The organism is Terrabacter sp. NPDC080008 (assembly GCF_040702505.1).
Lineage (GTDB): Bacteria > Actinomycetota > Actinomycetes > Actinomycetales > Dermatophilaceae > Terrabacter.
Window position 1 is genome coordinate 219,967 of the sequence record NZ_JBFBLC010000007.1, and the last position, 26,888, is coordinate 246,854.

The window sequence follows — 26,888 nt, forward strand, 5'->3', positions numbered from 1 at the left end:
ATGACACCGCCAGCCGCGACCGGCTGGTCCACGAGCAAGGAAGTAGGTCAGAGCGTGTCCGAGCAGTTCGCCCACGAGGGCGCTCCGAACGGCGAGAGCACCGAGACTGACGTCGTCGACCCCACGGTCGAGGCCGACGAGGTCTCGGCATCCGACCTCGCCTCCGGTGCTGGGGACACCGCCTCCGCGGACGACGAGGGCCTCGAGGCCGGCGAGTTCGCCGACTCCGGCGAGTCCGACGCGTCCGACGCGTCCGACGAGGCCGTCGACGCGGACGGCACCGGCGAGCAGCCGGCCGCCGAGGGCAGCGGTGACCCCGTCGCCGACTTCAAGCGCGAGCTGCGGATGAAGGACGGCGACTGGTACGTCATCCACTCCTACGCCGGCTACGAGAACCGCGTGAAGGCCAACCTCGAGACGCGCATCCAGACCCTCAACATGGAGGACTTCATCTTCGAGATCGAGGTCCCCATGGAGGAGGTCACCGAGATCAAGAACGGCCAGAAGAAGCAGGTCCGCCGTGTCCGGATGCCCGGATACGTCCTCGTCCGCATGGACCTCACCGACGAGAGCTGGGGCGCCGTGCGCCACACGCCGGGCGTCACCGGGTTCGTCGGCAACGCGCACCAGCCCGTGCCGCTCTCGACCGACGAGGTCTTCACGATGCTCGCCCCCAACTTCGAGGCCGCCGCTGCTGCCGAGGGTGCAGCCACCGCCAAGACCGCAGGCCCGCGCGACGTCCGCGTCGTCGACTTCGAGGTCGGCGAGTCCGTCACCGTCATGGAGGGGCCCTTCGAGACCCTTCCCGCCACGATCTCCGAGATCAACGCCGACACGCAGAAGCTCAAGGTGCTGGTCTCGATCTTCGGCCGGGAGACCCCGGTCGAGCTCTCCTTCGGCCAGGTCGCCAAGATCTGACGAAGGTCGTAGGACCTCGTGCGGCTGACCGCCCGAGGACATGCAACCGGGTCATCGCCCATCCAGTTCCACTGGCGTCGGCCCAGCAACACAGAAGGTAGGCATCCATGCCCCCCAAGAAGAAGGTCTCCGGCTTCATCAAGCTGCAGATCCAGGCCGGTCAGGCCACGCCCGCCCCGCCCGTCGGCCCGGCCCTCGGTCAGCACGGCGTCAACATCATGGAGTTCGTCAAGGCGTACAACGCCGCGACGGAGTCCCAGCGCGGCAACGTCATCCCGGTCGAGATCACGGTCTACGAGGACCGCTCGTTCACCTTCGTCACCAAGACGCCGCCGGCCGCCGAGCTGATCAAGAAGGCTGCGGGCGTCCCCAAGGGCTCCGGTGAGCCGCACAAGACCAAGGTCGCCAAGCTGACGCGCGAGCAGGTGCTCGACATCGCCCGCCAGAAGATGGAAGACCTCAACGCCAACGACGAGGAGATGGCGGCGCGCATCATCGCCGGCACCGCTCGCTCGATGGGCATCGACACCGAGCTCTGAGCTCGCACGTCACCCCCGCCGCACGGCATACGGACCGTATGCCGTCGGCCACGTGGGAGGGCCAGCGCTGGTCCGCACCACGACTCCACCACCACGCAAGGAGCAGTTCCATGAAGCGCAGCAAGAACTACCGCGCAGCCGCCGAGCTCATCGCGCCCGGCAAGGTCTACGCCCCGCTCGAGGCCGTCCGCGTCGCCAAGCAGACCGCCAAGGCCAAGTACGACGAGACCGTCGAGGTCGCCATGCGCCTCGGCGTCGACCCCCGCAAGGCCGACCAGGCCGTCCGCGGCACGGTCAACCTGCCGCACGGCACGGGCAAGACCGCCAAGGTCCTGGTCTTCGCCAACGGCGACAAGGCCGAGGCCGCCCGCGAGGCCGGCGCCGACTACGTCGGCTCCGACGACATGCTCGAGAAGGTCCAGGGCGGCTGGCTCGACTTCGACGCCGTCGTCGCGACCCCTGACCTCATGGGCAAGGTCGGTCGGCTCGGCAAGGTGCTCGGTCCGCGAGGCCTGATGCCCAACCCGAAGACCGGCACCGTGACGATGGACGTCGCCAAGGCCGTCTCCGACATCAAGGGCGGCAAGATCGAGTTCCGCGTCGACAAGCACGCGAACCTCCACTTCATCATCGGCAAGGCCTCCTTCGACGAGACCAAGCTCGTCGAGAACTACGCCGCCGCGCTGGAGGAGATCCTGCGTCTCAAGCCGTCGAGCTCGAAGGGCCGCTACATCGAGAAGGCCACCGTCTCCACGACGATGGGCCCGGGCATCCCGCTCGACTTCTCCAAGACCCGCAACCTCCTCGAGGAGGAGCAGGCTTCCGCCTGATCCTCCTCGAGGAGGAGCAGGCTTCCGCCTGATCTCGTTGCTCACGAGAGCCCGTCACCCTTCTGGGGTGCCGGGCTCTCGTCGTCTGTGGCTGGGTATGCGCCGCGGCGACCGCACCCGCTCGCCGCGTGGGGTCGCACCCGGCGCCCACCGGTCACTCCCGGCGCCGATCGGTCACTCCCGGCGCCCACCGGTCACTCCCGGGGCCGACCGGTCACTCCCGGCGCCCACCGTCGCTCGCGGCGTGGAGCGTCGACGGGCGTATGCCGGCACGCTCGCTTCCCGGGACACGCTGCCCGTCGCCGATGCCGCTCCCGACGATGGGCACCACTCGCTCCAAGCCGGCTCAGGCTGACTCGAGAGCGCACCCCGCCCCACTCGAGAGCGCGCCCCGTCCCAGTCGAGCGAGCGCCCCGTCCCAGTCGAGTGAGCGCTCCGTCCCAGATGTCTCGAGGACGGGTTTCGACGGGCGGTGTCTGGGATGCCGCATTACGGTCGAAGGATGAGTCGTCACAGCGCACGCACAACACGTTCACGCTGGGTACTCGGCGCTCTCGTCGTCGGACTCCCACTCTCGTTGCTGCCGGCCGCGGCCGGGGCACAACCCTCCGTGGCGCCTGCCAAGTCCGGGCACGACCGCGGGTGGCACGGCAAGTCGGTGACGCTGCCGAAGGTCCCGGTGATGACCGGGTCCGGGGGAGCGGTCGCCTCCGTCGACCGGGATGCCTCGCAGGTGGGCATCGACGTGCTGGCTCGTGGCGGCAACGCGGCCGACGCGGCGGTGGCCACTGCTGCTGCTCTCGGGGTGACGGAGCCCTACAGTGCGGGCATCGGCGGTGGCGGGTTCCTCGTCTACTACGACGCGAAGACCAAGAAGGTCTCGACGATCGACGGGCGCGAGACTGCCCCGGCGACCTTCACTGAGAACACCTTCCGCAAACCGGACGGGTCCGCGATGGACTTCAACACGGTGGTCAACTCCGGACTGTCGATCGGGGTGCCGGGCACGCCCGCACTGTGGGCCAAGGCTCTGCGCGACTACGGCACGCTGTCGTGGAACGAGGCCCTGAAGCCGGCGGAGCGGCTGGCGGCGAAGGGCTTCGTCGTCGACCAGACGTTCCACGACCAGACGGCGCAGAACGCGGCACGGTTCTCTAAGTTCCCGGAGACCGCGCGCGTCTTCCTGCGCAATGGGCAGGCCCCGGCCGTGGGCTCGCTGTTCTCCAACCCCGACATGGCCAAGGCGTACCGCACGTTGCGAACCCACGGCGTCGACGAGCTCTACCGCGGCCGCCTCGGCGAGGCGATCGTCCGCGAGTCCAATGCACCGCACACGGCTCCCGGAGTCAGCGTCATGGGCGGGCAGATGACGCTGCGCGACCTGGCGTCCTACCGCGCGCTGACCAAGGCGCCGATCCACTCGAGCTACAAGGGTCTCGACGTCTACGGCATGCCCGTGCCCAGCTCGGGTGGCATCGCCGTGGCAGAGATCCTCAACCTGATGAAGGCCTACGAGGACCGCACCGGCACGCCGACGTCGAAGGTGTCCGACGTCGACTACCTCCACCGGTTCTCCGAGGCGTCGGCCACGGCGTTCGCCGACCGCAACCGCTACGTCGGCGACGTGCCGAACGTTCCGGTCTCCGAACTGGTCAACCCGGCCTTCGCTGCGGAGAGAGCCTGCCTGTTCGACCCGAACAAGGCCCAGCCGCGGCCCATCCCGTTCGGCGAGCCCGACGGCAGCTACACCTCCTGCGCCCCCGGCACGACCGCTCAGAAGGAGCCCTACGAGGGCCTGTCGACGACGCACCTGGTGGCGACCGACCGGTGGGGCAACATGGCGTCCTACACGCTGACGATCGAGCAGACCGGTGGCTCGGGCATCACGGTCCCGGGCTGGGGTTTCCTGCTCAACAACGAGCTCACCGACTTCAACTTCACGCCTCTGACGCCCGGCGTGCCCGACCCCAACCTCCCCGGTCCGGGCAAGCGGCCACGGTCGTCGATGAGCCCGACGATCCTGATGCAGGACGGCAAGCCCTTCCTCGCGGTGGGCTCGCCCGGCGGTGCCACGATCATCACGTCGGTGGCGCAGACGGTCCTCGGCTACCTCGACCGCAACCTGTCTCTCGTCGACGCCATCGCGGCGCCGCGGCTTTCGTCACGCAACGGCTCGTCCGAGGGCGCCGAGCCGGCGTTCCTGGCGAGCCCCGAGGCCGCGGGGCTGCAGGAGCTCGGCCACAAGCTCTCCGACGCCGGTGAGATCGGTGCCGTGACGGCGATCCGCAGCCTCGGCCACGACAGGTTCGAGGCGGCCGCCGAGCCGGTCCGCCGCGGTGGTGGCTCGGCCATGGTGGTGCGCCCGACGCGCTGACCACGCCCCCGGTCTGTCGCAAAGTGCCCACTCGACCTGCACGTCGAGTGGGCACTTTGCTGCACCGACACACCCAGCGGGGCTCGCCACGTCGAGTGGGCACTTTGCGACGTCGAGTGGGCACTTCGCGACGTCGAGCGGGCGTCGGACAGGGCGAAAAGGACGCAGGGCGCATAACGCCGGGGCGCCGAGGGTCGTTGGATCTGCTACATCGGTCAGGGGATCGATGAGCAGGGCATCGATGACAGGAGAACCACCGTGGACAGAAAGCTCACTGCAATCCTCTCGGCAGCGGCCATCTCGGCGATGGCCGCGCCTCTGGGCGCCGCGCCGGCGTCCGCCGCCACCCCGACCCTCGGGGTCAGCGCCTCCGCCTACGGCTCGTATGCCGTCGTCGGGGGCGTCGTCCGCTCCGGACCGACCGCGCTCGTCTCCATCGGTTGCACCACGGCGTTCGGACGTACGGTGAACGGCTCGACGGCCGCCGTGAGCCTGCCCGGCGTCGGCTCGGTGGGGGCCACCCGGACCAGTGCCTCCACGTCGCAGGGCACGACCGGGCACTCCAGTCGAGCGAGCGCCACGACCGCGGGCGTGGACCTGCTGGGCGGGCTGGTGCACGCGGACACGGTCACATCCACGAGCTCCGCATCACGCAGCGCGTCGGGTGCGCTCACCGGCTCGGCCACGTCACGGCTGCTGGGCCTCAAGGTGGGCGAACGGTCACTCAACGCCGTCCCCGCGCCGAACTCGGCGATCTCGCTGAAGACCTCGACGGGCGCAGCCCTGGCGACGGTCTATCTCAACCAGCAGTCCAAGGCAATGGTGGACAACGACCTCCAGGTCAGTTCGGTCGCGCTACGGGTGGTGATCACCGGCAGGAACGCGCTCGGCCTGCCGATCGGCTCGCGGGTCGACGTCGGGGTCTCCCGCACCGCGCTGTCACGCCCGATCCAGGGTCTCGTCGGTGGCTCCGGCTACGCCACGTCCGCCAGCCTCGCGAACGGCGCAGTGGCCTCCAGCAGGACGGCTCTCGCGTACGCCGCGTGCACAGGCGGGTCTGGCAAGGCGACCCTCGCGACAGCCGGAGTCCCCGGCGTGGTGTCGACAGGAACGACCACCACGGAGGTGCTGTCCAAGGTCACGACGTCGTCCCGCAGCTCCCTCGTCAAGAGCACCATCGCGGGCCCGCGGGTCCTCGGCGGTCTCATCAGCGCGGATGCCATCGTCGCCGAGACCTCGGCATCCCAGACCGGCGCCGGTGCGCCCGTGCTGGGTGACAGCTCCCGCTTCGTCGGGCTGCGCATCGCCGGGCTACCGGCGTTCTCCTCGGCGGTGAAGCCGAACACCGTCCTGACCGTGCCCGGGCTCGGACGCGTGACCCTGCACAAGACGGTGCGCACCGCCAGGTCGATCGACGTGGTCATGATCGAGATCGTCACCGACCGGGTGTTCGGGTCGCTTCCGACCGGGTCCGTGGTGCGCGTCGGCGCCTCGACGACCTCTGTGAGCTGAGCCGCCGACAGGTGCGCAGGTGGCCGTCGCCCGTGGGGCGGCGGCCACCTGTGTCAGGCGGGCTTGGGGGTGGGCCAGGGCCACGCGGTGCAGCCCTTGAGGCCGTAGGTCTGCTGCATCATCACCGGGGCCACCTTGCCCTTGCCGCCGCAGTACTCGTGGGGGTGACCGATGCCGTGCCCCACCTCGTGGTTGACCAGGTACGTGCGGTAGCCGGCAATGTCCTTGCCGTACGCCTCCGCACCCAGCACCCAGCGACGCAGGTTGAGCACGACGCGGCCGCCGTTGTGGCAGCTGACCTGCCCCCGCGTCTCGAGAGGTGCGCAGAGCCGGTCGGTGGTGTCGGGGCTGGCCAGCGTGATGCGCAGGTCGACCTTTGCGCCCTTGGCCGCCTCGGCCGGTGCCACGTTCACGAACCGGACGCCGTCCTCGGTCTGCCAGCCGCGGGGATCGGTCAGCACCGACCCAACCGTGGTGGCGAAGTCCGTCGCGGAGACGTCGAGGCCGCCCTCGAGCTCGACGGTGTAGCGGACCGTCCGCCCGCTCGACGGCTCGGGTCGTAGCGCGGAGGCGGGCATGGCGACCACCGTGAACCGGCCCGAGCCCAACTCGATGACGGCACCCTTGGCGTCCTTGCCGTCACCCTTGCCCTTCCCGGCGGCCGTTGAGCTGCCGCCGACCGGCGAGTCGGCCCCGGCATCCGGGACCTGCTCCGCCTCGTCCCGCGGCGTCGGCGATGCGCTCGCCGTGGACGAGACCTGCGGAGCCGGGCGGTCCGCCATCGGCTCACCGGCGCTGGCGGAGGGCACCGAGGACCACACGGACCAGGCATCGGCAGTGATGCACAGCACGACGGCGAGGGCCGCCCACGAGCGTCGACGCCGGATGGCCCGCCCCTGCGCCGGGGTCGGGCGGTCCGCTCGCCTGCTCGTCGCCATGCTTTGCACGCTAGGGCACCTACCCGGCGCCGAGCGGGAGCCCGCGCCGCCCTGCGCTCGGTTCGCGGGCCGATTTGGCCGCGCGGGAGCTTGCCCGTACTCTGGTCAACGACCAATGACCGCCGGTTGGAGGCGTGGGCAACCACGAGCTCCCGAAGGTTCCGCACGACGCGGGCAGCCAGCGCAGGACACTCAGCCTCACGGCATACGTGATCGTATGCCGCTCCGAGCCCCGAGCGCCCTGCGCCGGGGCTCTCTTCGTGCAGGCCCTCCGGGCCCCTTCCGCCGGCGGCACCACGCAAGGGAAGGAGGCCCAGATGGCGAACGCCGAGAAGAGCGCAGCCATTGCCGAGATCGCGGACAAGTTCCGTGAGTCCGGTGCGGCCGTTCTCACCGAGTACCGCGGTCTGACCGTGGCTCAGCTCTCGCAGCTGCGCAGCTCGATCCGGGAACACGCCACCTACGCCGTGGTCAAGAACACGCTCACGGAGCGCGCCGCGAAGGAGGCCGGGATCACGGCCTTCGACGGGCACCTCCAGGGCCCGTCGGCCATCGCCTTCATCACCGGTGACCCGGTCGAGGCGGCCAAGGGTCTGCGTGACTTCGCCAAGGCACACCCCCTCCTCGTGATCAAGGCTGGCGTCCTCGACGGCAAGCCCTTGGCTCCCGAGGACATCACGAAGCTCGCGGACCTCGAGTCCCGCGAGGTTCTGCTGGCCAAGCTTGCGGGCGCCATGAAGGGCTCCCTCACCAAGGCCGCCTACCTCTTCGTCGCTCCTCTGTCGCAGACGGCCCGCGTGGTCGACGCCCTGCGCCAGAAGCTCGAGGAGCAGGGCACCGCCACGCCGGCCGCTGCGGCCGACGAGGCAACCACCGACGTCGCCGAGGGTGGCGACGAGAGCTGAGCGCTCCTGCGCTCCAGCTCAATTCACAACACGCCACTCACGGCACTATCTAGGAAGGAAGCCACCATGGCGAAGCTCAGCACCGACGAGCTCCTTGACGCTTTCAAGGAGATGACCCTCATCGAGCTCTCCGAGTTCGTGAAGCAGTTCGAGGAGACCTTCGAGGTCACCGCTGCTGCCCCCGTTGCCGCCGCCCCCGCGGCCGGTGGCGGCGCCGCTGCCCCCGCCGAGGAGGAGGAGAAGGACTCGTTCGACGTCGTTCTCGTCGCCGCCGGTGACAAGAAGATCCAGGTCATCAAGGAGGTCCGCGCGCTCACGAGCCTCGGCCTCAAGGAGGCCAAGGACCTCGTCGACGGCGCCCCCAAGCCCGTTCTCGAGGGTGTCGACAAGGCTGCGGCCGACAAGGCCAAGGAGCAGCTCGAGGGCGCTGGCGCGACCGTCGAGCTCAAGTGATCTGACCCGGCCGAGCCGGGATCACTGCTCTACCGCGAAGGCGGGTCCGACCATCTGGTCGGGCCCGCCTTCGCCTTTGTCCGGTTGGTCGGTCGCGGGGCGCAGCGCCGCTCGCGGCGTGGAGCGTCGGCGGGCGTATGCCGTCACGCGGGCTCCCAGCGCGACGTGCCCGCCGCCGATGCCGCTCGCGCCGCCACGCCCCGCTCCCTGTGGACAGGCGTCGCAAAGTGCCCACTCGACGTTCGAGGGCTGGCCGTCGGCCCCTCCTCGACGTCGAGTGGGCACTTTGCTGCGGTCGTCCACAGCTGACCGTGTCGCGCACCGCCGCCAGTCGAGGTGATCGGCGACCGGGTGCGGTCGCCGATCACCTCGACTCAGGCGCGGCTGGTCAGCTGGTGGTCAGCTGGCGTGGTCGAGGGCGTCCTTGAGAGCAGCGAGGATCAGGGCGACGCGGTCGGGGCGGGCGTTGTGGCCCATCAGGCCGATGCGCCAGACGGTGGAGGCGAACTGCCCGGCGCCGGCGCCGATCTCGAGGTCGTGGCGCTCGAGGAGGTAACGGCGTACAGCTGCGGAGTCGACGCCGTCGGGAACCCGCACGGTCGTCAGCTCGGGCAGGCGGGACCCCTCCTGCGCGAAGAGGGCCAGCCCCATCTCCTGCAACCCGTCCTGAAGGAGACGACCGGCCTCGGCGTGGCGGTCCCACACCTTCTCCAAGCCCTCGTCGGTGATGCGCTGCAGGGCTGCGTGCAGGCTGGCGACCATCGCGGTGGGGGCGGTGTGGTGGTAGGTGCGTTGGCCGGCTCCCGAGGCCTCGCCGACGTAGCCGCCGAGCAGGCCGAGGTCGAGGTACCACGACGACGGCTTCTCGACCCGGCGCTCGAAGGCCCGGTCGTTGATGGTGAAGGGCGCTAGTCCCGGGGCGACGCCGAGGCACTTCTGCGACCCGGCGTAGCCGATGTCGATTCCCCAGTCGTCGGCCCGCAGCTCGATGCCGCCGATGCTCGTGACGGCGTCGACGAGGAGCAGCGCGTCGCCCTTGACCGCGCCGAGCGCCGCGATGTCGGATCGCACGCCGGTCGAGGTCTCGGCGTGGACGGCGGCGATGATCTTCGGTGCCGGGTGGGCGGCCGCCACGCGCTCGGCGTCGACCGGCGTGCCCCACTCGTGGTCGACTCGGACCACCTCGGCGCCGTGCCGGCCGGCCACGTCGACCATGCGTTCGCCGAAGAGCCCGTTGACGGCCACGACGACGACGTCACCGGGGGAGACGGTGTTGACGAAGGCCGCCTCCATGCCGGCCGAGCCGGTCGCCGACAAGGGGAGCGTGCGGCGGTTGTCGGTGCCCCACAGCTCGCGGAGCAGCTCGCACGTCTCGTCCATGATGGCGAGGAAGTCGGGGTCGAGGTGCCCGAGCAACGGAGCCGCGAGCGCGAGCGTCGCCTCCGGGTAGGGGTTGCACGGCCCGGGGCCGAAGAGGTGCCGCTCCGCGATGGGGCGCCGGCTCGAGGTGGGGGAGGTCGTCATCAGAATCCTGCTCCGGGGTTGAGGATGCCCTGCGGGTCGAGGGCGTTCTTGATGCGGTGGGTCAGGGCCATCACGTCCGGGCCGAGCTGCTCGGGCAGGGCCGCGCGCTTGAGCCGGCCGATCCCGTGCTCACCGGTGATTGTCCCCCCGAGCCCGATGGCGAGGCTCATGACCTCCGAGAAGGCCTGCGCGGCCCGCTCCCTGGCGGCCTCGTCCCCGGCTGGGTAGACGATCACCGGGTGCGTGTTGCCGTCGCCCGCGTGGGCCACGACAGGGATCTCGACCTCGTGCCGCCGCGAGATCTCCGCGATGCCGGTCAGCAGGTCGGGCAGCCGAGGCACGGGCACGCCGACGTCCTCCAGCATGATCGCGCCGCGCCGCTCGATGGCGACGATCGCGGCCCGTCGAGCGGCGACGAACAGCTCGCCCTCGGCGGCGTCGGTCGTCGTGAAGCACTCCCGGGCGCCGCCTGCCTCGCAGAGCCGCTCCATGGCCGCGATCTCCTCGCCGCGGGCCGCGCCCGGCGCGTCCGACTGCGCCAACAGCATCGCCCCGGCCTCCCGGTCGAGCCCCATGCTGCGGTGGTCCTCGACGGCATTGATCGAGGCCGAGTCCATCAGCTCCATCATCGACGCGCGCAGCGTGTTGCCGATGGCGACGACCACCCGGGCGGCGTCCTCGACCGTGTCGAACGTCGCGACGAGCGTCGCGGGCGGCGCCTGGGCCGGCACGAGCCGCAGCGTCACCTTCGTCACGATCCCGAGCGTGCCCTCGCTGCCGACGAAGAGCTTGACGAGCGAGAGCCCCGCGGTGTCCTTGACGCGCTGGCCGCCCAGGTGCACGAGCGTGCCGTCCGCGAGGACGACGTCCAGGCCGAGCACGTAGTCGGTCGTCACGCCGTACTTCACGCAGCACAGCCCGCCGGCGTTGGTCGCGACGTTGCCGCCGATCGAGCAGATCTCGAACGAGGACGGGTCAGGCGGGTACCACAGCCCGTGCTCGGCGGCCGCGTGCTTCACCTCGACGTTGAGCGCTCCCGGCTCCACGACGGCGGTCCGGGTGGCGGGGTCGATCTCCACCGCGCGCATCCGCTCGAGGCTGAGCACCAGGCAACCGTCGACGGCGTTGGAGCCGCCGGACAGGCCGCTGCCCGCGCCGCGGGGCACCACGGCCACGCCGTGCTCGGCCGCCCACCGCACGGTGGCCTGCACATCCGCCACGCACGTCGCCCGCACCACGGCCCGCGGCAGGCCGGCGCCCGCGTCTGCCGTGTAGTCGAACCGGTAGGCCGCCACGCTCTCGGGCTCCGTCAGCAGCGCTCCGGGAGTGAGGGACCCGGCGAGCCCGTCGAGGCCCAGCAGGTCGGGAGCGTCCTTGCTCACTGTCGTCACCCGAACACCGTAACCACGCCCTCCGCGTCCCGCGCCCCGGGGCGAGAGATGGCGTATGCCGTCGCGCACCGTTTCCGGGACACCGCGCGCCGCGCCGGACCGTCCGATCGCGTCCAGCTCCCGGGTAGGTTGACCGCCATGGGATGGTTGTCGCGCACCTTCAAGCCTGCCGATGCAGGCTCCGACCCTGCCCACCACAGCGCGCCCGAGGAGCCTCCGGTCCCGCCTCTTCCGGCAGCAGGTGACGGGACCGCCACTCTGCCGGTGACGCCATCGGTGCAGCCGCCGACGACGTCCGCTCCGCAGAGCGGTTCGGGCCCGGCAGGCGCGTCGGGCGCGACGGGCGCCTCGAGCCCGACCGGGCGCTACGGGCCGCTGGTCAGCGTGACGCGCTTCGAGGTCGCTCCTCCCGAGCTCGAGTGGCAGCTCCCCCTCAACGGAGAGCTCTACCGGCTCATGCCCGGCTCGGACCGGCCTGACTACTCGCTGTTCGTGCTGGAGCGGCCACTGCACTTCTACCCCGCCGCCGACTTCGACCTCGGGCGCGTCGAGGCGCAGCAGCGCGTCCAGGACCGCAAGGGACGCACCATGGTGCGGGTGCACGCGATGCTGCTGTGCGCCCGCTTCGTCGGGCAGCAGCTGCACCCGGGGATGAAGGACCTCGCGGTCAACCTCGCCTACGTGATCGACAACTCGCTCGCGCGCGACCCGGAGGTCGACTTCAGCAAGATCCAGTTCGCCGCCATCGGCTTCCTCAGCGAGGGCCACACGACCCGTCCCGAGGGCGAGCCGGTCCTGGGCACCGGGTCCGAGCAGGGCGGGGTCCACGAAGGGGAGCAGTCCGCCCGGCCGGACGGCGCGCCACCCGCGGAGGCCGCGCCCACGGCAGGGGAGCCGACCGCAGACCCCGCGGGACGGCATACGTCCTCGGACGTCTCGGACGTGCTCGACGAGCTGGCGCGCACGTTGCGCGAAGGCGTCGAGGCCGAGCGAGGCGCTCGCGTCGAGCGCCTGACGGCAGTCCTCACGGTGGGCCCGGACCACCGGCTCACGGGGCTGTCGGGCAACGCCGACGGACAGGCGCCGATCCCGACGGCCGACACCTTCGACCGGCTGGGCGAGATCCTCGCCCGTCTCTCGGCGTTGGGCCAGGAGGGACGCGTCGCGACGGTCACGGTCCGGGCGGAGGGACAGGTCGTGACCCGCGAGGTGACAGCCGCCCACGACTGAGCAGAGGTCGAGCGACGCCGCCGCACAACGAGGCTCAGGCCCCGGCGACCTCTCGGTAGCAGTGGACGAGAGCTCGGTCGACCAGGCGTCCGACGCTGATCTCCCAGACGCCGCCGTCGAAGCTCTCGTAGACGAGGCGGCTGTCGCCGTCGGCGTACTCGACGAACTCGCAGCTCCCGCTGCGACCGGTGCCGGTGTGGCCCTCGGCGCTGTAACGGGCGGTGCCCGACTCGATCCGGGACCAGGTGCGACCGTCCATCTCGAGCACGGCGCCCCCGGGCTCGCCTTCCAGCTCCGGGCGTGCGACCCAGTGCACGACCGTCAGCTCGCCCCGCGGTCGGATCGAGAGCCACTCCGGACGCCCGTGCTCGCCCTTGATGCAGTGCTCGGCCCAGAGCGCGCCGCGCATGTCGAAGTGAAGCGAGCCGACGACCTGGAAGGATCGACCCTCCAGCTCGAGCACCGCACCGGGCGCCACCTGTGACGCCCGAAGATCTGCACGCATGGCCCCTCCCCGGTCCCGCTGTGCCCACAGGGTAGCCGTCGCGGCCGGGGACCACCCGTGGCACCGAACCCGGCCGAACCCGGGCGTAACTTCCGTCCCGGACCCTCGTTTCCCCCGTAGCCGAGTCGAGACGGCGGAAAGTCATGGTGGAGACCACATGGGTGTGGAGATCGCGGTCAAGGGTCTGACGAAGACCTTCGGGTCGCAGACGATCTGGCGGGACGTGACCCTCACGCTTCCCGCAGGGGAGATCTCGGTCATGCTCGGGCCCTCGGGCACCGGCAAGTCCGTGTTCCTCAAGACGCTGGTCGGCCTGCTCAAGCCCGATGCCGGCTCGATCGTCATCAACGGCCGCGACCTGACGCGCCTGCGCGAAGCCGACCTCTACGAGGTGCGCAAGCTGTTCGGCGTGCTGTTCCAGGACGGCGCGCTCTTCGGGTCGATGACCCTCTACGACAACGTCGCCTTCCCGCTGCGCGAGCACACGAAGAAGACCGAGGCGGAGATCAAGCGCATCGTCACCGAGAAGATGGACCTCGTCGGGCTCTCCGGCGCGGAGGGCAAGCTGCCCGGCGAGATCTCGGGCGGGATGCGCAAGCGAGCCGGGCTCGCCCGCGCCCTCGTGCTCGACCCCGAGATCCTGCTCATCGACGAGCCGGACTCCGGCCTCGACCCGGTGCGCACGAGCTACATCAACCAGCTCTTCATCGACCTCAACGCGCAGATCGACGCGACGTTCCTCATCGTCACGCACGACATCAACACGGCGCGCACCGTGCCCGACAACATCGGCCTGCTGTACCACAAGCACCTCGCGATGTTCGGCCCGCGGGAGATGCTGCTGAGCTCGGAGGAGCCGGTCGTGCGCCAGTTCCTCAACGCGCAGACCGTGGGGCCGATCGGCATGTCCGAGGAGAAGGACGCCGAGGAGCTGGCCGCCGAGCAGGGGCAGGAGCTGCCGCCGCTGCCGCCGATCCCCCTGCAGCTCGGCACGAGCGACGGGTCGCCGCGCCGCGCCGAGCGCCCGGCCGGGGAGTGGTGCCGGACGAACGGCGTCACCCCGCCGCCCGGGTCCTTCCTCACCGACAGGGCCGGCGTGCCGGGCGTGCGCCACGAGGCGCCGATCGAGGCCGGCGCCCCGACGGCCGTCGTGCCCGCGCCCACCGACCCCGAGCTCGTCGGCGAGGTGAGCTGACCGTGGCCGCACCCCTCACCGGCGTGCTCCGCCAGTCGGGCTCGCTCTTCGCCCTCGCCCTCGACGTGATGCGGGCCCTGCCCAAGCGGCCCTTCCAGGTCAAGGAGTTCATCCAGCAGGCCTGGTTCATCGCCAGCGTCACCATCCTGCCGACGGCCCTGGTGTCCATCCCGTTCGGTGCCGTCATCGCCCTGCAGCTCGGCACTCTGACGCGACAGCTCGGGGCCCAGTCCTACACGGGCGCCGCGAGCGTGCTCGCCGTGCTGCGCGAGGCGAGCCCGATCGTCACCGCGCTGCTCATCGCGGGCGCCGGCGGCTCCGCCATCTGCGCCGACCTCGGCTCCCGCAAGATCCGCGAGGAGATCGACGCGATGGAGGTGCTCGGCATCAGCCCGATCCAGCGTCTCGTCGTACCCCGCGTGCTCGCCTCGATGCTCATCGGCGTGCTGCTCAACGGGCTCGTGTCGGTCGTCGGGGTCGTCGGCGGCTACGTCTTCAACGTCATCGTGCAGGGCGGCACCCCCGGCGCGTACATCGCGAGCTTCACCGCCCTGGCCCAGCTGCCCGACCTCTGGACCGCAGAGATCAAGGCGCTGATCTTCGGGGCCATCGCGGCCATCGTCGCGGCCTACAAGGGCCTCAACGCTGGCGGCGGTCCCAAGGGCGTGGGCGACGCCGTCAACCAGAGCGTGGTCATCACCTTCATGCTCCTGTTCGTCGTCAACTTCGTCATCACGGCCGTCTACTTCCAAGTCGTCCCGCAGAAGATCTGAGGAGGCGACCATGGCGACGAACACCTCGAACCGGACGCGCTCGGCGAGCGCCGAGCGCGTGCTCGACCTCGCGAGCCGGCCCTCCCGCGCCCTCGACTCGCTGGGCGAGCAGATGCGCTTCTACGTGCGCTCCCTCGCGTGGAGCGGACGCACGATCCGGCGCTACAAGAAGGAGGTCGTACGCCTGCTGGCGGAGGTCTCCCTCGGCACCGGAGCCCTGTCGGTCATCGGCGGCACGGTCGGCGTCATCGCCTTCCTCGCCTTCTTCACCGGCACCGAGGTCGGCCTGCAGGGCTACTCCTCCCTCGAGCAGCTGGGCACCGGCGCCTTCACCGGCTTCTTCGCCGCCTACCTCAACACCCGCGAGATCGCCCCGCTCGTCGCGGGGCTGGCGCTCGCGGCCACCGTCGGCTGCGGCTTCACCGCCCAGCTCGGGGCGATGCGCATCTCCGAGGAGGTCGACGCCCTGGAGGTGATGGGCATCCCGTCGCTGCCGTTCCTCGTGACGACGCGCATGATCGCCGGCTTCATCGCCGTCATCCCGCTCTACGTGCTGGGCCTGCTGAGCTCGTATGCCGCCACGCGCTTCATCTCGACGACGTACTTCGGGCAGTCCGAGGGCACCTACGACCACTACTTTCACCTGTTCCTGCCCCCGGGCGACGTGTTCTGGTCGTTCGCCAAGGTGATGGTCTTCGCCGTCGTCATCATCCTCATCCACTGCTACTACGGCTACACGGCCTCGGGAGGGCCTGCCGGCGTGGGCGTGGCGGTGGGCACCGCGGTGCGCACCTCGATCGTGGCCATCAACATCGTCGACTTCTTCCTGTCGCTCGCGATCTGGGGCGCGACGACGAGCGTGAGGATCGCCGGGTGAGCGCCGTCCCGCCCGAGGCGGTCACCGACGTCAGCACCGACGCGACGCCGGGACCTCTCACCCAGCACACGCGAAAGCGGCTGGGACAGAAGGCATACGGCCTCGTCTTCCTCGTCGTGCTGGCCCTGCTGCTCGGGCTCGCGGTCGCCTCGTTCCAGAAGCGCTTCACCCCCGTTGTGCTGGTCACGCTCGAGACCGATCGTCTCGGCAGCCAGCTGCAGGAGAGCTCCGACGTCAAGCTGCGGGGGCTGCTCGTCGGGGAGGTCCGCACGGTGGAGGCCACACCGACGGGCGCCCGTCTCGAGCTGGCGCTGCAGCCCGACGAGGTGGCCCGGATCCCGTCGAACGTCCGGGCGCGGGTGCTGCCGAAGACGCTCTTCGGCGAGCGCTACGTCGACCTCGAGACGACCGGCACGCCCGCTCGCCCCATCCGCGCCGGGGACGTCATCCCGCAGGACCGCAGCAAGGTCGCCATCGAGCTCGAGACGGTCCTCGACAACCTCTACCCGCTCCTGCGCACGGTCCAGCCGGCAAAGCTGGCCACCACGCTCAACGCCCTCTCGACGACCCTGGACGGACGCGGGGACCAGATCGGGCGCAACCTCACGCTCGTCGACCGCTACCTCAAGGCCCTCAACCCCAGCATGCCGACGCTCCAGAAGGACATCTCGCTGCTCGCCGACACGGCCGACCTCTACAACGGGGTCGCCCCGGACTTCTTCCGGCTCACGGAGTCGCTGCGCGTCACGAACAAGACGGTCGTCGAGAAGGACCAGCAGCTCGCCGCCTTCCTCGTCGGCACCGCCGGCTTCGCCAACGACACCGCCGGCTTCCTGCGCGACAACGAGCAGCGCATCATCCAGGTGGGGCGTGTCAGCCGACCCACGCTGCAGCTGCTCGCCGAGTACTCCCCGATCTACCCCTGCGTCGCCTCGGGCCTGGTCAACTGGATCCCGCGGGCCAACGCCGCCTTCGCGGGCGGGACCTTCCACATCACCCTCGAGGTCGTGCCGCCGCGCCAGCCGTACCGGCCCGGCGAGGAGCCTCGCTGGGAGGACAAGCGCGGCCCGCACTGCTACGGACTGCCGACGCCGGGCGGCTCGCAGTCCAACCCCTTCCGGGGCAACCACTTCGCGGACGGCACGAAGCCGGCCAGCAACGCGCCGCCCTTCTCCGACATCCCGTCGGCGCTGCTCGGCGACGCCTCGGCGGCCGACTCCGGCACGGCGGGCACCTCGGAGGAGCAGCAGGTCATCGGGGCCCTGCTCAGCCGCGACGGCCTGCAGGCCACACCGGGCGCCAGCGGCATCCAGGCCCTGCTGGCGGGCCCGATGATGCGCGGAACGGTGGTGAGCACCCGATGAAGGTCAGGGGCCCGCTCGTCAAGCTCATCGTGTTCGCGGCCGTCACGCTCTTCGCGACGAGCATCCTCGCGCTGACGATCGCCAACATCCAGCTCGGCGACAAGGCCACCTACACGGCCGAGGTGAGCGATGCCACGGGAGTCCTCGCCGGCCAGGACGTGCGCATCGCCGGCGTCCGGGTGGGGGAGGTCACCGACGTGCGCGTCGCCCACGACGCGACGTCCGACGGCGCCACCGCCGAGATCGACTTCTCGGTCCTCAAGAGCTCGGTCCTGACGCAGGGCACCGAGGTGACGGTCAAGTACCGCAACCTCGTCGGTCAGCGCTACCTCGCGCTGAGCCAGGGCACCGGGTCGCCGGCCCCGCTCGCCGACGGCGCCACGATCCCGCTCTCCCGGACCCACCCGGCGCTCGACCTCACCGTCCTGTTCAACGGCTTCAAGCCGCTCTTCGCCGCCCTCTCACCGAGCGACGTCAACGAGCTGTCCGGCCTGCTCATCCAGACCCTGCAGGGCGAGGGTGGGGACGTCAACACGCTCCTGGCCAAGACGGCCAGCCTGACCTCGGCCATCGCCGACCGCGACGCCGTCATCGGCCGCACCATCGACAACCTCAACGCGGTGCTCGGCACCGTCGACGCCCACGACCAGCAGCTGCTCTCGCTCATCGACCAGCTCCAGCGCTTCACCAGCGGCCTTGCTGCCGACCGCGAGACCATCGGCCGCTCGCTGTCCGGGATCAACGACCTGTCCGCGCAGACCGCCGACCTACTCGTGTCGACCCGCCCGCTGATCAAGGACGACGTCGCGCAGCTGCGCACCCTGGCGACCACCCTGAACAAGCCGTCGAACGTCAAGGAGTTCGAGACCTTCATCAGCAACGCGCCGAATCGCATCGACACGCTGACGCGCACGGCCACCTACGGCTCGTGGTTCAACTTCTACCTCTGCAAGTTCGACACCAAGAGCCCGATCCTGCCGGGCGTCAGCCCCACCTACGACGTCGCGTCCGCGAGGTGCAAGTCATGAGCATCCCCTTCCGGGAGCGCAACCCGGTCCCCATCGGCGCGGTCGGCCTGCTCGTCATCGCGGTGCTGCTCTACCTGGCCTTCAACGCCTCCAGCCTGCCGATCATCGGCGGCGGCACGGCCTACAGCGCCGCCTTCACGGAAGCCGGCGGCATCAAGCCCGACGACGACGTCCGCATCGCCGGGGTCAAGGTCGGCAAGGTGACCGGCGTCGACCTCGAGGGCGACCACGTCCGCGTGGACTTCACCATCACCGAGGACGCCAGCTTCGGGCCGCAGACCGGCGCCTCGATCCGGATGAAGACGATCCTGGGGGAGAAGTACCTCGCGCTCGACCCCAAGGGCCGCGGCCAGCTCGACCCCGACACCCAGATCCCGGTGGCCCGCACCGTCAGCTCCTACGACGTCATCAACGCCTTCCAGGACCTCACCACGACGACCGAGCGCATCGACACCGACCAGCTCGCGAAGTCCCTGACCGTCATCGCCTCCGAGTTCAAGGACAGCCCGCAGTACGTCCGGGCCACCCTCGACGGGCTCTCCCGCCTCTCGCGCACCGTGGCCAGCCGCGACGCCGAGCTCGGCTCTTTGCTCAAGCGGGCCAACAGCGTCAGCGGCCTGGTGCGCAGCCGCAACCAGCAGGTGGGGACGCTGATCCACGACGCCGACCTGCTCATGGTCGAGCTCGTCAAGCGCCGCGACGACATCCGCACCCTCTTCCGCAACACCTCGGCGCTCGCGCAGCAGCTGACCGGCCTGGCCCGCGACAACCGCGCCCAGCTCAAGCCGGCGCTCGCCGAGCTCGACAAGACGCTCGCGCTGCTGCAGAAGCACGACACCGACCTGCAGAAGACGATCCAGGCCATGGCGCCGTTCACCCGCGTGTACGCCAACACCCTGGGCACCGGGCGCTGGTTCGACACCTGGGTGTCGAACCTGGTCGTCCCCGTGGGCACCCCGGGCCTGGCCCTGCCCGGCACGAAGCTGCCCGACCTGCTCCTTCCCGGCACCTCCGGAGGTGGTCGCTGATGCCCGCGTCCCAGCCGCGTATGCCGTTCGGCCGGCTCCACACGCCCGTGACCGCCATCGGCAAGGTCGTCGCCGGCCTGCTCGTCGTGGCGGTCGTCGCCGCCGTCGTCGCGTTCTGGCCGAGCCAGGGGCAGACGACCGTCAGCGCGGACTTCACGCGTGCCGTCGGCCTCTATCCGGGCTCCGACGTGCGCATCCTCGGCGTCAAGGTCGGCCAGGTCGACAGCGTGACCCCCCAGGGCGACCACGTCCACGTCACCTTCAGCTTCGACGACAAGTACCGCGTGCCGGCCTCGGCCCAGGCCGCGATCATCGCGCCCTCGCTCGTGTCCGACCGCTACGTCCAGCTGCTGCCCGTCTACCAGTCCGGTCCGACGCTCGCTGCCGGCACCCGGATCCCCTTGGAGCGCACCGCAGTTCCCGTCGAGCTCGACCGCGTGTCGCAGAGCCTTGATGACCTGATGGTGGCGCTGGGACCGGACGGGGCCAACAAGGACGGCGCCCTCAACCAGCTGTTGCGCACCTCGGCGGCCAACCTGGGCGGCAACGGCGACAAGATCAACGGCACGGTCCACGACTTGTCGACGGCCCTCTCGACCCTGTCGGGCAGCCGCGACGACCTCTTCGGCACGGTGAAGAACCTGCAGTCGTTCACCTCCATGCTGGCCGACAACAATGCGCAGGTGCGCCGGCTGAACTCCGACCTCGCCACCGTGGCCGGGCAGCTGAGCGAGGAGCGCGAGAACCTCAAGGCGACGCTCCAGAGCCTGGGCGTCGCGGTCGACGAGGTCTCCACCTTCGTCTCGGACAACCGCGCGCTCCTCAAGAGCAACCTCGACCGCGCCGTCACCGTGACCGACGCCCTGGCCAAGAACCGGCAGGCACTGGCGCAGCTGCTCGAGAACGCACCGGTCGCACTCTCCAACCTGCAGAACGCCTACCACCCTCAGACCGGCACGCTCGACGTGCGCAACAACGCCAAGGGCCTCGACGACCCACTGCTGCTCGTCTGCTCGCTCCTTTCCGGCCCGACCAACACCGGCAGCACGCAGCTGTGCAACACCCTCAAGAAGGCCGTGCTGCCGCTGCTGCCCAAGCTGCCCTCCCTTCCGAGCGGCACCGCGCTCCAAGGGGTTCCGCAGCCCAGTGGCCTGGTCAACCTCCGCGGGGCCGACCCCACCCTCGGCGGACTCCTAGGAGGCTCCCGATGACGTATGCCGTCCCCTTCCTTCCGCGCCGCGCCTTTCGCGCCGTCGTGGTGGTCTCCCTCGCGGCGCTCGCCCTGGGCGGCTGCAGCGCCTACGACCTGCCGCTCCCCGGCGGGGCGGGCGGCGGTGACGACTCCTACACCGTCACGGCGGAGTTCGCGGACGTGCTCGACCTCGTGCCGCAATCGTCGGTGAAGGTCAACCAGGTGACGGTCGGCTCGGTCGAGGACATCCAGGTGACCGGGTGGACGGCGACCGTGCGGATGCGTCTGCCGCGCAGCGTGGTGCTCCCGGACAACGCGACGGCCGAGCTGAAGCAGACCTCGCTGCTCGGCGAGAAGTACGTCGCGCTCGCTGCGCCGACCGACGTGGCGCCCGAGGGGCGGCTCGGCGAGGGGGACCGCATCCCGCTGTCGCGCACCAGCCGCAACCCCGAGGTCGAGGAGGTCCTCGGCGCGATGTCGCTGCTGCTGAACGGTGGCGGGGTCGCGCAGCTGAAGACGATCGAGACCGAGCTCAACAACGCGATGCGCGGCCGCACCGGTGACATCAAGGACCTCGTGACCCAGCTCAACACGTTCGTCGGCGGCCTCGACACCCAGAAGGGCGAGATCGTCCGCGCCATCGACAGCATCGACCGGCTCTCCAAGACGCTGGCGGACAACCAGTCCAAGATCGCTGCGGCGCTGGACGAGCTGCCGCAGGGCCTGAAGATCCTCGCGGACCAGCGACAGCAGCTGACCGCGATGCTCACGGCCCTGGCGAACCTCGGCGAGGTCGGCACGCGCGTCATCCGCGGCTCGAAGGCCGACCTCGAGGCCAACCTGCGCGCGATCAGCCCGATCCTGCGCCAGCTCAACAAGGCGGGCGACGACCTGCCGAAGAGCTACCAGCTGCTGCTGACCTATCCCTTCCCCAACAACGCGCAGAACACGATCAAGGGCGACTACACCAACCTCTGGGCGACCCTCGACACCAATCTCGACACGATCGCCGGCAACCTCGGGGTGGGACGCCTGCCGAAGGTGCCCAACGTTCCGCTCCCGTCGGTGCCGCTGCCGTCGGTGCCGCTGCCGTCGGTGCCGCTGCCGTCGGTGCCGTTGCCGTCGGTGTCGCTGCCCCACGTGCCGATCCCGACCGTGTCGGGCGTCCCGCTCCCGACGACACTGCCGGGCGGCCTCCTCGGCGCGCCTGCCCCCGGAGCGAGCTCACCCGACGCGGCGTCCTGGTCGACGCTCTTCCCGACGGGAGGCTCCCGATGATCACCCGCACCGTCCGCCTGCAGCTGGCCGCCTTCGCCCTGCTGTCTGTGACCCTGGTGGCGATCCTGTCCGCCAACTACGTCGGGCTCACCGACAAGATCGCAGGCGGCAGCTACGTTGTGTCGGCCGACCTCGCGCAGTCGGGCGGCATCTTCGTCGGCGCCGAGGTGACGTATCGCGGCGTCACCGTGGGCAAGGTCGAGGCCCTTCGCCTGTCGGGCACAGGCGTGGCCGTGGACGCGAGGCTCGACCGCGGCACCCAGATCCCCAAGGACACCACGGCCGTCGTCGAGAACCGGTCTGCGGTGGGGGAGCAGTACCTCGACCTGCAGCCGCGCACCGGCAGCGGCCCGTTCCTCGCTGCGGGCGACGTCATCCCGCGCGACCGCACCGCCTACCCGCTGCGCATCGACCAGCTTTTGCAGCACGTCGACAACACGGTCGCCTCGGTGCCGCGGGACGCGCTGGTGACCACCGTCGACGAGCTGGCCAAGGCCTTCCAGGGCGGGGGCACTGACCTGCAGCGTCTCGTCGACTCGGGCAACGCGCTGACCACGGCGGCATCCGAGGCGCTGCCGCAGACGACGAAGCTCATCGACGACGGGCGGATCGTCCTGGACACGCAGGTGAAGAGCGGCGCGGACATCCGCAAGAGCGTCTCGGGTTTCGCCGATGTCGCGGACGCCCTGCGCGAGGCCGACCCCGACCTGCGCCTGGTCCTCGACCGTGGCTCCGTCGCCACCTCGCAGCTCGACGCACTCATCACGGAGAACAAGCAGAGCCTGGCTGCGCTGCTCGCCAACTTCATCACCGTCGGCAACGTCACGACGGCCCGCCTCGACGGCATCGAGCAGCTGCTCGTCACCTACCCCGACGTCGTGACGGGCGGGTTCACCGTCGTCCCCGGCGACGGCACGGCGCACTTCGGGCTCGTGCTCAACGTGGACGACCCCAAGGCCTGCGAGGTCGGCTACGAGGGCACGACCAAGACCGACCCCAACCGCACCACCGGCCTCCCACCGCTCAACCGGGACGCCCACTGCGCCGCGGCCCGAGGCTCCGGAGTCAACGTCCGCGGGGCCCAGAACGCCCCCAAGCCCACGCCGGGCGGCCAGGGCGGCCAGGGCGGCCGCAGCTACCCGATGGCCTTCGGGGCGACGCCGGTGGCCCTCGGAAACCCGGCCGTGACCTCCGGCCGTCCTGCCTCGTTGTCAGTCCAGTCGCCGGTCGTCCCGACCGGTGGCGACGGACGGACCGACAACGGCACGAGCTGGCTCTGGATGATGCAGGAGGCGCTCCGCTAGCCGGTGACGGAAGGAACCCCTCGATGACGATGGCCCCCACCCGCTCACACACCGAGCGGCCCACGACGGCGCACGCCCCCGACGACCCCGAGGAGAGCGCCTCGGAGCCGCTCGGGGGGGAGCACGGCGAACGCGAACCCACAGACACGCCACGTGCGGGCCGCCGGGGAGTCCGCACGTGGCGGCCGAGCCCCCGCCTGCTCTGGATCCTGGCGGCCCTGCTCGTCGTCGCCGCCGCTGCGGTGACGGCCACGGCCGGGCGCTCGGCCTGGCAGCAGCAGCGCGACGAGGACGCGCGCGCGGCCGCCCTGGCCGCCGGGCGCCAGATCGCGGTCAACTTCGTGACGATGAGCGCCTCGACGTTCGACGCCGACACCAAGCGCGTCCTCGACGAGTCGACCGGCACCTTCGCCACGGAGTACGCGTCGACGCTGAAGCAGCTCAAGCCCGTCGTGACGGCGAACAAGACGGTCTCCACGGTCGAACGTGCCGAGGCGGCCCTCGTCTCGGGTGACCAGGACTCGGCCAAGGTGATCGTCGGGGTCATCGCCCCGACCACCAACGCATCCACCCCCCAGCCCGAGAAGAAGACGTACCGGCTCCGCCTCGACCTGGTGAAGGTCGGCGACGCGTGGAAGGTGAGCACCCTTGACTTCGTCAGCTGACCCCCGCCGGCCCGCTCCGACGCCGGGCGTCGCGCGCAAGCGCGTGGCCGGTGCCCGCCGCAGGGCCCAGACCCCGGCGCCGCCCACCACGTCTGCCGGCACCGGCACGGCCACGCTCGAGCGCCCGGACGCCGACCAGCTCCTCGAGGACTTCCGTCACGAGCCCACGCGCGACGGCGAGACGCCCCGTCACGCATCCCGTGACGTCCCGGACGCCCTTCGTGAGGAGCCGGTTGACGAGCAGGGCGACGAGCCCCGCGACGACGCCCGTGAGGAGGCCCGTGAAGAGGCCCGTGACGAGCAGGGTGACGAGCTCGACGGGGACCCCGGCCGACCGGCACGACGCAACGCCCGGCTCTGGCCGGCGCTGGTGGCCTCGGTCCTGGCGCTCGCGCTGCTCGGGGTGGCGCTCGTCTACTCGCTGCGTCCTGTCGTCTCCGACTCCGACCGGAGCGCGGCGGTGGGGTCGGCCCGCACCACCCTCGAGACGCTGCTCAGCTACAGCGGGTCCTCGTTCGACAAGCACGTCGATGAGGTGCTGCCGCAGCTCACGTCGCCGTTCAAGGACCAGTTCTCCAAGGTGGCCTCGACCGACATCAAGCCGATGGCCGTCAAGAACGAGGCGACGGTGCAGGCCAAGGTCTACGAGGCCGGCGTCATGGACGCCTCTGGCGACGGCGGTGAGGGCACCACGGTCCGCGTCATGGCCTTCGTCAACCAGGCCACGACCACCAAGGCCCAGCCGACGCCTGCCATAGACCAGAACCGCGTGATCGTCACGATGCGCAAGTCCGGGGACCGCTGGCTCGTCAGCGAGCTCGCGGCGTACTGACGGAAGGCGACCGGCGGGCGGCCCGGGGACTCTCGCAGGGGACGGCCGGGGACACCGGGCGCTTGGCATACTTCACGCTGTGAAGCTCATCCAGGCCAATGGCGTCCCCGAGTCCCTTGCCCGAGTCCACGAGCCGACGGCGCCGCCCGTGCGCGTCGGCCTCGTCCAGCACGAGTGGGCGGACGACCCGGATGCCCTCGTCGAGACCCTGCGCGACGGCATCCGCACCGCGGCGGAAGCAGGTGCCCGCGTCGTCTTCCTGCCCGAGCTGACGCTCTCGCGCTACCCGGCCGACACCCTGCCGGAGGGCACTCCGTCCGCGATCGCCGAGGACCTCGAGACCGGCCGGACGGTCACCTTCGCCCGGGCGGCGGCGCGCGACTTCGGCGTGCACGTCCACGCCTCGCTGTACGAGCGTGCCGACCAGGGCGACGGGCTCGGCTTCAACACCGCGGTGGTGGTCGCGCCGACCGGTGAGATCGTGGCGCGCACCCGCAAGACCCACATCCCGGTCACGGCCGGCTACTACGAGGACAAGTACTTCCGACCCGGGCCGGCCGAGGACGCGTACCCCCTCGTGACGCTCGAGGACACGTCGCTCAAGCTGGGCCTGCCGACGTGCTGGGACGAGTGGTTCCCCGAGGTGGCACGGCTCTACTCGCTCGCCGGCGCCGAGGTGCTCTGCTACCCGACGGCCATCGGCTCCGAGCCGGACCACCCCGACTTCGACACCCAGCCGCTGTGGCAGCAGGTGATCGTCGGCAACGGCATCGCCAACGGGCTCTTCATGGTGGTGCCCAACCGCTTCGGCACCGAGGGCCTCATCACCTTCTACGGCAGCTCGTTCATCAGCGACCCCTACGGCCGCATCCTCGTGCAGGCCCCCCGTGACGAGGCCGCGGTCCTCGTCGCCGACCTCGACCTCGCCCAGCGCGCGGACTGGCTCGAGCTCTTCCCCTTCCTCGAGACCCGGCGCCCCGACTCGTATGCCGCCCTGACCGACCCCGTGCGCGCGGAGCACCGTCGCGAGGTCGCCCAGTGACCGACGCCGTCCCTGCCCCCGAGGGGAGCGTGGCGCCGGGCTGGCGTATGCCGTCCGAGACCGACCGCCACGAGTGCACCTGGATGGCGTGGCCGAGCTCGGGCTACACGCTGGGCGACACCCTCGAGGAGGTCGCCACGGCGCGCCGCACCTGGGCCGCCGTCGCCAACGCGACGGTGCAGTTCGAGCCGGTGCGCATGGTCGTCGTGCCCGCCGACGTGCCGATCGCCCGGGAGCACCTGCACCCGGACGTCGAGCTGCTGGAGGCCGAGCTCGACGACGCGTGGATACGCGACATCGGACCCACCTTCGTCCGCTCCGGCGACGGGACGCGCCTGGGCGCGGTGGACTGGGTCTTCAACGGCTGGGGCGCCCAGTCCTGGGCCTCGTGGGAGCACGACGCCCGGATCGGCGCCTTCGTGGGCGGGGCCTCGGGTGCGGAGGCGATCGGCTCGAGCCTGGTGAACGAGGGGGGCGGCATCCACGTGGACGGTCTCGGCACGGTGCTGCTGACCGAGACCGTCCAGCTCGACCCGGGCCGCAACCCGGGGCTGACTCGTGCGGACGTGGAGGCCGAGCTGGCCCGCACGATCGGCGCGACGACCTGCATCTGGCTGCCGCGGGGCCTGACCCGCGACTACGACGAGTTCGGCACCCGCGGACACGTCGACATCGTCGCGACGCTCCCGAGCCCCGGCGTCGTGCTGCTGCACGAGCAGCGGGATCCCTCGCATCCCGATCACGCGGTGTCGCGCCAGCTGCGCGAGCTGCTCGAGGACGCGCGCGACGCGCGAGGCCACCGTCTCGAGGTGGTCGGCGTGCCGGCACCACGCACGCTCGCGGACGCTGACGGCCCGGTCGACTGGTCGTACATCAACCACCTCGTCGTCAACGACGGCGTCATCGCCTGCACCTTCGGGGACGAGCAGGACGACGCGTCGCTCGGGGTGCTCGCCGACGCGTACCCCGGCCGTCGGGTCGTCGGCGTGGACGCTCGCGCGCTCTTCGACCGTGGCGGCGGCATCCACTGCATCACCCAGCAGCAGCCCGCCCTCTGAGCGCACGCACGGCGTCCCCCCAACGTCGAGTGGGCACTTTCCAGCTGGGCTGATGGCCGTACGACGGAGATCCAGCCCCCGCGCGGGGGGCGGAGAGGTCTAGCCAAAACCAAACAAAACGAACGAAACAAAG

Annotated in this window: 25 protein-coding genes; 21 read left to right on the plus strand and 4 right to left on the minus strand. The window is 70.9% G+C overall.

Annotated features, from left to right (window positions below; translation table 11 throughout):
• Positions 1–54 precede the first annotated feature (54 nt).
• From nusG to AB0316_RS18845, 5 genes are all read left to right on the plus strand, one after another.
• Complete coding sequence (gene nusG, locus AB0316_RS18825; RefSeq protein ID WP_366274615.1) at positions 55–918, plus strand: transcription termination/antitermination protein NusG; 864 nt, start codon at positions 55–57, stop codon at positions 916–918.
• A gap of 107 nt (positions 919–1,025) precedes the next feature.
• Positions 1,026–1,457 carry a 50S ribosomal protein L11 gene (rplK, locus tag AB0316_RS18830; protein ID WP_366274617.1) on the plus strand — a complete coding sequence of 144 codons (432 nt, stop codon included), beginning with the start codon at positions 1,026–1,028 and terminating at the stop codon, positions 1,455–1,457.
• 110 nt (positions 1,458–1,567) lie between these two features.
• Positions 1,568–2,287, plus strand: a complete 720-nt coding sequence (gene rplA / locus AB0316_RS18835; RefSeq protein WP_366274619.1) for a 50S ribosomal protein L1 — start codon at positions 1,568–1,570, stop codon at positions 2,285–2,287.
• 682 nt (positions 2,288–2,969) lie between these two features.
• Positions 2,970–4,661, plus strand: coding sequence for a gamma-glutamyltransferase (ggt, locus tag AB0316_RS18840; RefSeq protein ID WP_366274659.1), 1,692 nt, complete (start codon positions 2,970–2,972; stop codon positions 4,659–4,661).
• A 258-nt stretch (positions 4,662–4,919) separates the two neighbouring features.
• Positions 4,920–6,173, plus strand: coding sequence for a choice-of-anchor P family protein (locus AB0316_RS18845; RefSeq protein WP_366274621.1), 1,254 nt, complete (start codon positions 4,920–4,922; stop codon positions 6,171–6,173).
• A 53-nt stretch (positions 6,174–6,226) separates the two neighbouring features.
• Here the strand turns inward: AB0316_RS18845 and AB0316_RS18850 are convergent, their stop codons facing one another.
• A complete protein-coding gene (locus AB0316_RS18850; protein ID WP_366274622.1) occupies positions 6,227–7,111 on the minus strand; it encodes a DUF3152 domain-containing protein in 885 nt (294 codons plus the stop codon).
• Between the two features lie 317 nt (positions 7,112–7,428).
• Here AB0316_RS18850 and rplJ point away from each other — a divergent pair, with 317 nt between their 5' ends.
• Together rplJ and rplL are read left to right on the plus strand one after the other, a co-directional pair.
• The gene (rplJ, locus tag AB0316_RS18855; RefSeq protein ID WP_142204280.1) at positions 7,429–8,016 is read left to right on the plus strand and encodes a 50S ribosomal protein L10; all 588 of its coding nucleotides are present in this window, start codon (positions 7,429–7,431) and stop codon (positions 8,014–8,016) included.
• Between the two features lie 66 nt (positions 8,017–8,082).
• Positions 8,083–8,469, plus strand: coding sequence for a 50S ribosomal protein L7/L12 (rplL, locus tag AB0316_RS18860; RefSeq protein WP_142181367.1), 387 nt, complete (start codon positions 8,083–8,085; stop codon positions 8,467–8,469).
• A gap of 399 nt (positions 8,470–8,868) precedes the next feature.
• On the opposite strand, the gene AB0316_RS18865 is transcribed toward rplL, so the two are convergent.
• The gene (locus AB0316_RS18865; protein WP_366274624.1) at positions 8,869–9,993 is read right to left on the minus strand and encodes an alanine--glyoxylate aminotransferase family protein; all 1,125 of its coding nucleotides are present in this window, start codon (positions 9,991–9,993) and stop codon (positions 8,869–8,871) included.
• Positions 9,993–11,384, minus strand: coding sequence for an FAD-linked oxidase C-terminal domain-containing protein (locus AB0316_RS18870; RefSeq protein WP_366274626.1), 1,392 nt, complete (start codon positions 11,382–11,384; stop codon positions 9,993–9,995). Before AB0316_RS18870 ends, AB0316_RS18865 begins: the two co-directional genes overlap by 1 nt.
• Positions 11,385–11,648: 264 nt before the next feature.
• Here AB0316_RS18870 and AB0316_RS18875 point away from each other — a divergent pair, with 264 nt between their 5' ends.
• The gene (locus tag AB0316_RS18875; RefSeq protein WP_366274628.1) at positions 11,649–12,614 is read left to right on the plus strand and encodes a hypothetical protein; all 966 of its coding nucleotides are present in this window, start codon (positions 11,649–11,651) and stop codon (positions 12,612–12,614) included.
• Between the two features lie 34 nt (positions 12,615–12,648).
• On the opposite strand, the gene AB0316_RS18880 is transcribed toward AB0316_RS18875, so the two are convergent.
• Entirely contained in the window at positions 12,649–13,119 is a 471-nt protein-coding gene (locus tag AB0316_RS18880; protein ID WP_366274630.1) for a DUF4178 domain-containing protein, read from the minus strand.
• 157 nt (positions 13,120–13,276) lie between these two features.
• On the opposite strand from AB0316_RS18880, the gene AB0316_RS18885 reads away from it, so the two are divergent.
• From AB0316_RS18885 to AB0316_RS18945, 13 genes are all read left to right on the plus strand, one after another.
• Positions 13,277–14,314, plus strand: a complete 1,038-nt coding sequence (locus tag AB0316_RS18885; protein WP_366274631.1) for an ABC transporter ATP-binding protein — start codon at positions 13,277–13,279, stop codon at positions 14,312–14,314.
• A gap of 68 nt (positions 14,315–14,382) precedes the next feature.
• Entirely contained in the window at positions 14,383–15,087 is a 705-nt protein-coding gene (locus AB0316_RS18890; protein ID WP_366274660.1) for an ABC transporter permease, read from the plus strand.
• A gap of 112 nt (positions 15,088–15,199) precedes the next feature.
• On the plus strand, positions 15,200–15,964 hold the full coding sequence (locus tag AB0316_RS18895; RefSeq protein WP_366274662.1) for an ABC transporter permease: 765 nt from the start codon (positions 15,200–15,202) through the stop codon (positions 15,962–15,964).
• Positions 15,961–17,328, plus strand: a complete 1,368-nt coding sequence (locus AB0316_RS18900) for an MCE family protein (protein WP_366274632.1) — start codon at positions 15,961–15,963, stop codon at positions 17,326–17,328. Before AB0316_RS18895 ends, AB0316_RS18900 begins: the two co-directional genes overlap by 4 nt.
• A complete protein-coding gene (locus tag AB0316_RS18905; RefSeq protein ID WP_366274634.1) occupies positions 17,325–18,356 on the plus strand; it encodes an MCE family protein in 1,032 nt (343 codons plus the stop codon). Before AB0316_RS18900 ends, AB0316_RS18905 begins: the two co-directional genes overlap by 4 nt.
• Positions 18,353–19,384 carry an MlaD family protein gene (locus AB0316_RS18910; RefSeq protein WP_366274636.1) on the plus strand — a complete coding sequence of 344 codons (1,032 nt, stop codon included), beginning with the start codon at positions 18,353–18,355 and terminating at the stop codon, positions 19,382–19,384. Before AB0316_RS18905 ends, AB0316_RS18910 begins: the two co-directional genes overlap by 4 nt.
• Positions 19,384–20,595: an MCE family protein gene (locus AB0316_RS18915; protein ID WP_366274638.1), complete on the plus strand. Its 1,212-nt coding sequence runs from the start codon at positions 19,384–19,386 to the stop codon at positions 20,593–20,595. Before AB0316_RS18910 ends, AB0316_RS18915 begins: the two co-directional genes overlap by 1 nt.
• The gene (locus AB0316_RS18920) at positions 20,592–21,854 is read left to right on the plus strand and encodes an MCE family protein (RefSeq protein WP_366274639.1); all 1,263 of its coding nucleotides are present in this window, start codon (positions 20,592–20,594) and stop codon (positions 21,852–21,854) included. The genes AB0316_RS18915 and AB0316_RS18920 overlap by 4 nt, the downstream gene beginning before the upstream one ends.
• Complete coding sequence (locus tag AB0316_RS18925; protein ID WP_366274641.1) at positions 21,851–23,158, plus strand: MlaD family protein; 1,308 nt, start codon at positions 21,851–21,853, stop codon at positions 23,156–23,158. Before AB0316_RS18920 ends, AB0316_RS18925 begins: the two co-directional genes overlap by 4 nt.
• Before the next feature lie 23 nt (positions 23,159–23,181).
• On the plus strand, positions 23,182–23,823 hold the full coding sequence (locus AB0316_RS18930; protein ID WP_366274643.1) for a hypothetical protein: 642 nt from the start codon (positions 23,182–23,184) through the stop codon (positions 23,821–23,823).
• Positions 23,807–24,655, plus strand: a complete 849-nt coding sequence (locus AB0316_RS18935; RefSeq protein WP_366274646.1) for a hypothetical protein — start codon at positions 23,807–23,809, stop codon at positions 24,653–24,655. The genes AB0316_RS18930 and AB0316_RS18935 overlap by 17 nt, the downstream gene beginning before the upstream one ends.
• Before the next feature lie 79 nt (positions 24,656–24,734).
• A complete protein-coding gene (locus tag AB0316_RS18940) occupies positions 24,735–25,697 on the plus strand; it encodes a nitrilase-related carbon-nitrogen hydrolase (protein WP_366274647.1) in 963 nt (320 codons plus the stop codon).
• A gap of 47 nt (positions 25,698–25,744) precedes the next feature.
• A complete protein-coding gene (locus tag AB0316_RS18945) occupies positions 25,745–26,755 on the plus strand; it encodes an agmatine deiminase family protein (RefSeq protein WP_366274664.1) in 1,011 nt (336 codons plus the stop codon).
• Positions 26,756–26,888 lie beyond the last annotated feature (133 nt).